At 54.4% G+C, this 7,051-nt stretch carries 5 protein-coding genes; all 5 read left to right on the top strand.

What is annotated here, in order from left to right; all coding sequences use genetic code 11:
• The first annotated feature begins 342 nt into the window (after nt 1-342).
• Complete coding sequence (locus tag B2W96_RS11615; RefSeq protein ID WP_293010588.1) at nt 343-1,368, top strand: TAXI family TRAP transporter solute-binding subunit; 1,026 nt, start codon at nt 343-345, stop codon at nt 1,366-1,368.
• Nucleotides 1,369-1,462: 94 nt separating this feature from the next.
• Complete coding sequence (locus tag B2W96_RS11610; protein ID WP_349680152.1) at nt 1,463-3,478, top strand: TRAP transporter permease; 2,016 nt, start codon at nt 1,463-1,465, stop codon at nt 3,476-3,478.
• A 276-nt stretch (nt 3,479-3,754) separates the two neighbouring features.
• Complete coding sequence (locus tag B2W96_RS11605) at nt 3,755-5,467, top strand: efflux RND transporter periplasmic adaptor subunit (RefSeq protein ID WP_293010586.1); 1,713 nt, start codon at nt 3,755-3,757, stop codon at nt 5,465-5,467.
• A 5-nt stretch (nt 5,468-5,472) separates the two neighbouring features.
• Nucleotides 5,473-6,168: an ABC transporter ATP-binding protein gene (locus B2W96_RS11600; protein WP_293010584.1), complete on the top strand. Its 696-nt coding sequence runs from the start codon at nt 5,473-5,475 to the stop codon at nt 6,166-6,168.
• Nucleotides 6,165-7,051 (top strand): ABC transporter permease (locus B2W96_RS11595; protein ID WP_293010582.1); only part of this gene is annotated, 887 nt, incomplete at its 3' end. The genes B2W96_RS11600 and B2W96_RS11595, both read left to right, overlap by 4 nt.

Below are 7,051 nucleotides of genomic sequence, written 5' to 3'. Positions count from 1 at the left end.
AAAATGCACAAAGAAGATTCCTGGCATTTTGAAGAAATTGGACGGGACGCGAAAAAATTTTTTCGCGTCCCGTCCTGCACTTGTTTTTATCATTTTTACACATATTTCTTGATTTTTATGAATTTTTTATAAATTTTTTATAAAGAAAAGGGATGTCGGGAAAATATTGACTGCATTTTATTTGTAGTCATGCAAGAATAAATTTGGCGTTTTGCAAGGAAAAATTCATAGTCTTGAAAAAAATTTGCACAAATCGCCGAAAAGCATGTTGAAACTTTCCAATTATTACGCTACAATATAACAAGTCCCGAGCAGATTGAATGAAAGAAAAGGAGTATTGCGATGAAAAAACTAATGTCTCTTTTCCTGGCCACTTTGATGATGGCCTCTGTCCTCTCCGGTTGCGGAAACAATGGAGGAACCACGCCTCCCGCGGGTTCCGGCAGCGGGGCCGCTTCCTCCGGCGCCGCCGCTGGCGCCACCGATTCCCTGACCTTCTCTACCGGCGGTTCTCAGGGTACATACTATGCCTTTGGCGGCGTGCTGAGCCAGTATGTCACCAGCAATACCGGCATGAGCGTTGTCGCCATCGAGTCCGGCGGCTCTCAGAACAACATTGAGAACCTGCAGGACGGCGCGGCTCAGTTGGGCTTTGCCCAGTCCGATGTAATGTCCTATGCGTATGCGGGCACCAACCTGTTTGCGGATACCGGTGCCGTTACCGACATCTCCACCGTGGCCAACCTCTACATGGAGCAGGTGCAGATTGTCACCACCAACCCCGACATCAAGACTGTTGCCGATCTGAAGGGCAAGAACGTCTCCATCGGCGCTGCCGGTTCCGGTGTGTACTACAACGCCATCGACCTTCTGGGCGCCTATGATCTTACCGAGCAGGACATTAACCCCACCTATCAGGGCTTCGGCGACAGTGCTGACGCGCTGCAGGACGGCAAGCTGGATGCGGCCTTCGTCGTGGCCGGCGCTCCTACCACCGCCATCACCTCTCTGGCCACCGCCAAGAGCGTGTATCTGGTAAGCCTGGATGATGCGCACATTGCAAAGCTGCTGGAGACCTCTCCCTACTACGCTCAGTACACCATCCCCGCCGGCACCTATGAGGGTCTGGACGTGGATACCAACACCGTGGCCATCGGCGCTGTGGTCGTCGCCCGCGACGACGTCAGCGAGCAGGCCATCTATGAGTTTGTCTCCACCATCTTTGAAAATCTGGAAGCTATCTCCGCCCAGCATGCCAAGGGCACCGAGCTGAATCTGGAGTTTGCCTCTTCCGTGACCTCTGTTCCCTATCATCCCGGCGCTGCCAAGTATTTTGCTGAGAAGGGCATTACCGTTCCCACGAAGTAAACATCGGGACCAGCATTTAGATGCAAGTGGCCGCGGCGGGCATCCGCCCGCCGCGGTTGCTTTCTGTATTTACCTCATGAGTTAAGGAGAAGGTATGAGTTTATTTAAAGACAAATCCGGGGACGAGAAACAAGAGCGTCCTTTAGAGGATACCGCTGCCATGAACATCCCCCAGAATGTGGATGTGGGCACCGCGGCCGACGTTGAAGCAGTTATGAAAAAGTATGACCGTGAATCCAACGTCCGGGTCTGGGAGGGCATGCCCAAACAGGTAATCCGCTGGCTGATGGTGGCGTTCTCGGCATACAGCATTTGGGTGACCTTGTTCAGCAACGCCATGCCGGAAAAGCGGCTGACCGTGTTTGTGGGTCTGATTGCCATTATGGGCTATCTGACCTATCCCGCCAAGAAGGGCAACGTGAAAGTCAACAGCGTGCCCTGGTACGATGTGATTTTAATGCTGTGCGGCTCCCTGCCGTTCTTCTATTATGCAGCCAACGCCGTGCAGATCATCAAGCTTTCCGCCAGAATTGAGCCGTATATGATTGTGCTGGGTCTGGTTGCGATTGTGGCTCTGATGGAGCTGTGCCGTCGAAGCGTCGGACTCCCCATCCTGGTTGTGTTGAGCCTCCTTCTGATCTACACTTTTTATAATATGTTCCAAACACCCAACGCGACGGGCTTTATGGTCATTCGCCGGGTGATCTATACCCTGTTCTATACCTCCTCCGGCATTATGTCCACGCCTATTAACGTCTGCGCCAAGTACATCGTGGTGTTTATCATCTTCGGCGCGTTTTTGGAGCGGACGGGTATTGCAAACTTCTTTATTCAGGTTGCAAACTCCCTTTGCGGCGCCGCCGCTGGCGGACCCGCCAAGGTGGCGGTCATTTCCTCCGCGCTGTGCGGAATGGTGTCCGGCTCCTCCGTGGGCAACACGGTTACCACCGGCTCCGTCACTATTCCGATGATGAAAAGGACCGGCTATGCGCCGGAATTTGCGGGTGCGGTGGAAGCTGCGTCCTCTACCGGCGGACAGATTATGCCTCCCATCATGGGCGCTGCCGCATTTTTGATGTCCGAGTACATCGGCATAAGCTATGCGCAGGTTGCCCTTCGGGCAATTCTTCCCGCATTCCTGTATTTCGCCGGCATCTACATTGCTGTCCATCTGGAGGCAAAGCGTCTGGGACTGAGAGGTATTCCCAAGAGCGAACTGCCTAAGATCGGCAAATTGATGAAAAAAATGTACCTGTTGCTGCCGCTGGTGATTCTGGTGGTGCTTGTGTCCACCAACACCTACACCATGCAGTTCTCCGCCGCCGTAGCCATTCTCATTGCCATTGTGGTGGGCTTTATCAATAAGGACGAGCGGCTGAATCTTACCAAGATTATTGATGCGCTGGAGAACGGCGGTAGAAACGTGATTACCGTTGCCGTGGCCTGCGCCATGGCGGGTATGATCGCCGGCTGTATCACCGTCACCGGCCTTGCGTCTAAGCTTCTGGGCGGTATTCTGGCTGCATCCATGGGCATTCCGCTGATCGCCCTGTTCCTGACCATGATTGCCTGTATCATTCTGGGCATGGGCGTTCCCACCACGGCGAACTACTGTATTATGGCCTCCACCTGCGCCCCGATTCTGGTGCAGATGGGCTTCCCCATCATTGTGGCTCACTTCTTCGTGTTCTACTTCGGCATTGTGGCGGATATTACGCCTCCCGTGGCGCTGGCGGCCTATGCCGGTGCTGCCATTGCAAAGGGCAACCCCATGAAAACCGGAGTAAATGCAACGAGACTCGCTATCGCCGCGTTCGTTGTACCGTATATCTTTGCCTTCAGTCCCGTGATGCTGGGCATCGACGCCCAATGGTATGACATGGTGATTATTGTGATCACAGCCCTGTTGGGTATGTTCGGTATTGCGGCGGGCCTTGGCGGATTCCTGTACAAGAAGATCAACTGGCTGCTGCGCATCCTGTTTGTCCTTGGCGGTCTGGGCATGATGATTCCCGGAACGGTGACGGACGTCTCGGGCCTTGCGATTATGGCTGCGCTGGTTGTCTATCAGCGCTTCTCGGCCAAGAAGGATCAGGCCTCAATTGCCTGATCGCCGTAAACCTTCTATTGGAAAGGCCCCGCCGTTCATCGGCGGGGCTTTTTTCATGCAAACGTAAAAGCGCAAAAAATGTTGATTTTCTGAAACTTTTTTGATCGATCCCGCGTCATATAAATAATGAGAAACTGCGGGCGGCAGATCAGTCTTGAAAACAGCCGGATACCTGAACTGTAACTGTTTTGTTGTTGATTTGCGCGTCATACTGTATTAACCTGATTGATACAGTTATTTTTTGTCACAGGCGGCTCTGTGGGAAAGGAACAGCAAATGGCAGAAGTGAAAGATCCGATGAAAAGCGGGGAGGCAGCACCGGAAGAGGTTGAGGTCTCGGCGTCTGGGAGTGAAAGCGTACCCGCAGGCGAGGTTTCGGCGGGCAAGGAGAAGCCCAAACGCCCGCCTATGACGCCAAAGAAGAAAAAGAAGCTGATCCGCTGGGGAATCATCGGCGGTGTGACTTTGGTTGTGGTGATTGCGCTGTCAAAGCTCCTGGGGGGCGGCGCACAGGCGGAGGCAGAGGTGGTGGAGGACACGGTGGTGTACAATTCCATCACGTCCACCGTGCAGGGAAGCGGTATAACCAAAGCCAAGGAGAGCAAAACCATCACCCTGACCACCTCCGGCACCGTGCAGGAGGTTTTCGTCACGGAGGGACAGCAGGTCACGGCAGGAACACCGCTCTTTGTGATTGATTCCGAAACTGCCCGTACCGCTGTGGAGAAGGCCCGGAAGGATGTGGACGGCTTTCAGAAGCAGCTCAACGCCATGCAGAAAGATATTGCGGGCTTGAATCTGACCCCGCCCTTCGCCGGGAAGCTGAAGGACATCGTGAAGCTGAACGTGGGCGAGGATATCAGCAAGGGCACAAAGGTGGCCACGCTGGTGGACGACCGCACCATGAAGCTTCAGCAGTATTACAGCTACGCCTATCAGGGCGACATCCGGGTGGGGCAGACTGCCGACGTATCCATTCCCGCGCTGATGGGGAATGTCACCGGCACCGTCTCCGCAGTACATATGGTGGATCGGATTTCTCCGGAGGGCTCCCGGTTGTTCGAGGTGGAATTTTCCATCAAGAATCCCGGCACGCTGACCGGGGATATGGTTGCCTCCGCCGTGCTTACGGCGGGGGGCGAAAGCGTGTATCCCTATGAGGCCGGGAAGCTGGAATACAACCGCATTATTGATTTGAAGACCACCGTCAACGGAACGATTGTATCTACCGGGTTGCTGGACTATCTGGATGTGACCCCCGGAAAGGTGCTGGTACAGATTGACGGTGAAAATAGCGAGAACGAGCTGTTTTCTCTGGAGCAAAGCCTGACAGACGCGCAGAAAACGCTGAAAACCGCCCAGGAGAATCTGGATAACTGCAGCGCCGTGGCTCCCATCGACGGAACGGTGATGGGGCTTGCGCTTACTATCGGGGCGGAGGTTGCTGCAAATACCACGGTTATTTCCATTGCCGACACCACCACCATCCTGATTGACGCCACGGTAGACGAGCGGAACATCGGCTATGTAAAGGCTGGAATGTCGGTGGATCTGGACCAGTGGGGAACCCCATTTATGGGAATGGTGCAATCCGTCAGTCTCAACAGCAAGGTGGAAAACGGTGTGGCGGCCTATCCCATGGTGGTTTCTGTGGACAACCTTGACGGTTCGCTTATGAGCGGCAGCAACGTCACCTATACTCTGGTTGCCAGCCAGAACGACAACTGCCTGACGCTGCCCATCCAGAGCGTGAAAAACGCCCAGTTTGCGGACGGCTCCTCTGGCTACGTGGTTTTCATTAAAGCGTCGAAAGCCCCGGAGAACGCCGCGGAGCTATCAGTCCCCGTGGACGGTATCCCGGAGGGATACTATCCCGTACCGGTGGAAATCGGCATTTCCGACAACTATAACGTGGAGATTAAGTCCGGCGTGGAAGAGGGTACCGTTGTATTCACCACCACACGGATGGAAAACTCCTATGGATGGTAAGGCCCATGCTGATCGAATTGAAGGAAGTTTATAAAATCTATGCGGAGGGGCTTGAAAGCGAAGTTCGTGCTCTGGACGGCATTTCCCTTGACATTGAGCGGGGAGAGTTTGTGGCTATCGTGGGCCAGTCCGGCTCGGGAAAGTCCACCATGATGAACGTGCTGGGCTGTCTCGACATTCCCACCAGAGGAGACTATTTGCTGGACGGGGTGAACGTAAGGGAACTCAGCGACAAAGAGCTCAGCCACATCCGCAATAAGCAGATTGGTTTTATTTTCCAGCAGTACAATCTGGTGCAAAACCTCAGTGTGCTGGAAAATGTGGAACTACCCTTGATTTATCAGGGTATTGGGATGGAAAAGCGCCGGGTGCTTGCCTTGGAGGCGCTGGAGAAGGTGGGCCTTGCGGACCGCACCAAGCACAAACCATCGGAGATGTCCGGCGGTCAGCAGCAGCGGGTCGCCATTGCACGGGCCATCTCCACCAAGCCCCCCATCGTGATGGCCGACGAGCCCACCGGCGCACTGGATTCCCACACGGGAAGCGAAGTGCTGAAGTTTCTTCAGCAGCTTAATAAGGACGGCAGCACTGTCATCCTCATCACCCACGACAACGGGATTGCCGCTACGGCCCGCCGGGTGGTGCGCCTGACGGACGGAAAGAAGATTGAAGACCGTCCCCAGGAGGTGGATTGGCTATGAAAATCGGGCAGGCGCTGAAAATGGCGCTGAAATCTATTTTGGGAAACAAGGGCCGGTCTGCACTGACGATGCTTGGCATCATCATCGGCATTGCCTCCGTCATGACCATTGTCTCTGTCATCAACGGGTCCAACCAGAAGAGCATGGAAATGATGGCGGCCATGGGCACCAACAAGATCACTGTCTATGCCAGCTACAATAACGGGCAGGATGTGTTTCAGGACCTGTATGATTTTTGTTTGCAGCTTAACGACAGCGTGGACGGTGTGACGCCCAACAGCCAGTTTGACGCCACCGTGGTCTACGGGACGAAAAACAGCAAAAAAATGGGCGGAGACGGCGGAATGAGATATATGGGCGGCGGCGTAGCGGTATCCAGCAGCGGCGGAGGGGGCGGCAGCCAGAACACGGAAATGCCCCCCACACTTTACTTCGGCAGCGACCAGTATTCCATTTGCAACAATTTTGAGCTGGAAAAAGGCCGAGACCTGTCTTTGCTTGACATTCAGGAGTATAAGCAGGTCTGCGTCCTGGGGGCGCGGGCGGCACAGACCTTTTTCAATTACGTGGACCCGGTGGGAAAAGAGATGCAGGTCAACGGCCTGCCCTTTACCGTGGTGGGCGTCTATAAGGAAAAGGACGCGGACAGCCAGTGGTCCATGGATAACATCATCGTCTTCCCCTATACCGTCAGCCGGACTTTGGCTCCAAGCACCCAAATGAGCGAGTTCTCGGTAAAGGCGAAAAGTGCCGACGCGGCGGTGGAGGCCACCTCCCGTATTATCGGTTTTCTGACGGGATTGATGGGTCAGAACAATGAAAAAGGCTGGTATCAGGCCCAGAGTGAAAACCAGTGGCAGCAGAGCAGCAACGAATACGCCAT

The sequence above is a fragment of the Oscillibacter sp. UBA6647 genome (genome assembly GCA_002455655.1).
Classification (GTDB): Bacteria; Bacillota; Clostridia; order Oscillospirales; family Oscillospiraceae; genus Oscillibacter.
Note: the sequence above shows the minus strand (reverse complement) of the source record. Positions and strands in the feature narration are given on the sequence as shown.

What these genes read in the sequence shown, in the direction of transcription:
- B2W96_RS11605 (WP_293010586.1), top strand. Translation starts at nt 3,755, where the DNA reads ATGGCAGAAGTGAAAGATCCGATGAAAAGCGGGGAGGCAGCACCGGAA.
- B2W96_RS11615 (WP_293010588.1), top strand. Translation starts at nt 343, where the DNA reads ATGAAAAAACTAATGTCTCTTTTCCTGGCCACTTTGATGATGGCCTCT.
- B2W96_RS11610 (WP_349680152.1), top strand. Translation starts at nt 1,463, where the DNA reads ATGAGTTTATTTAAAGACAAATCCGGGGACGAGAAACAAGAGCGTCCT.
- B2W96_RS11600 (WP_293010584.1), top strand. Translation starts at nt 5,473, where the DNA reads ATGCTGATCGAATTGAAGGAAGTTTATAAAATCTATGCGGAGGGGCTT.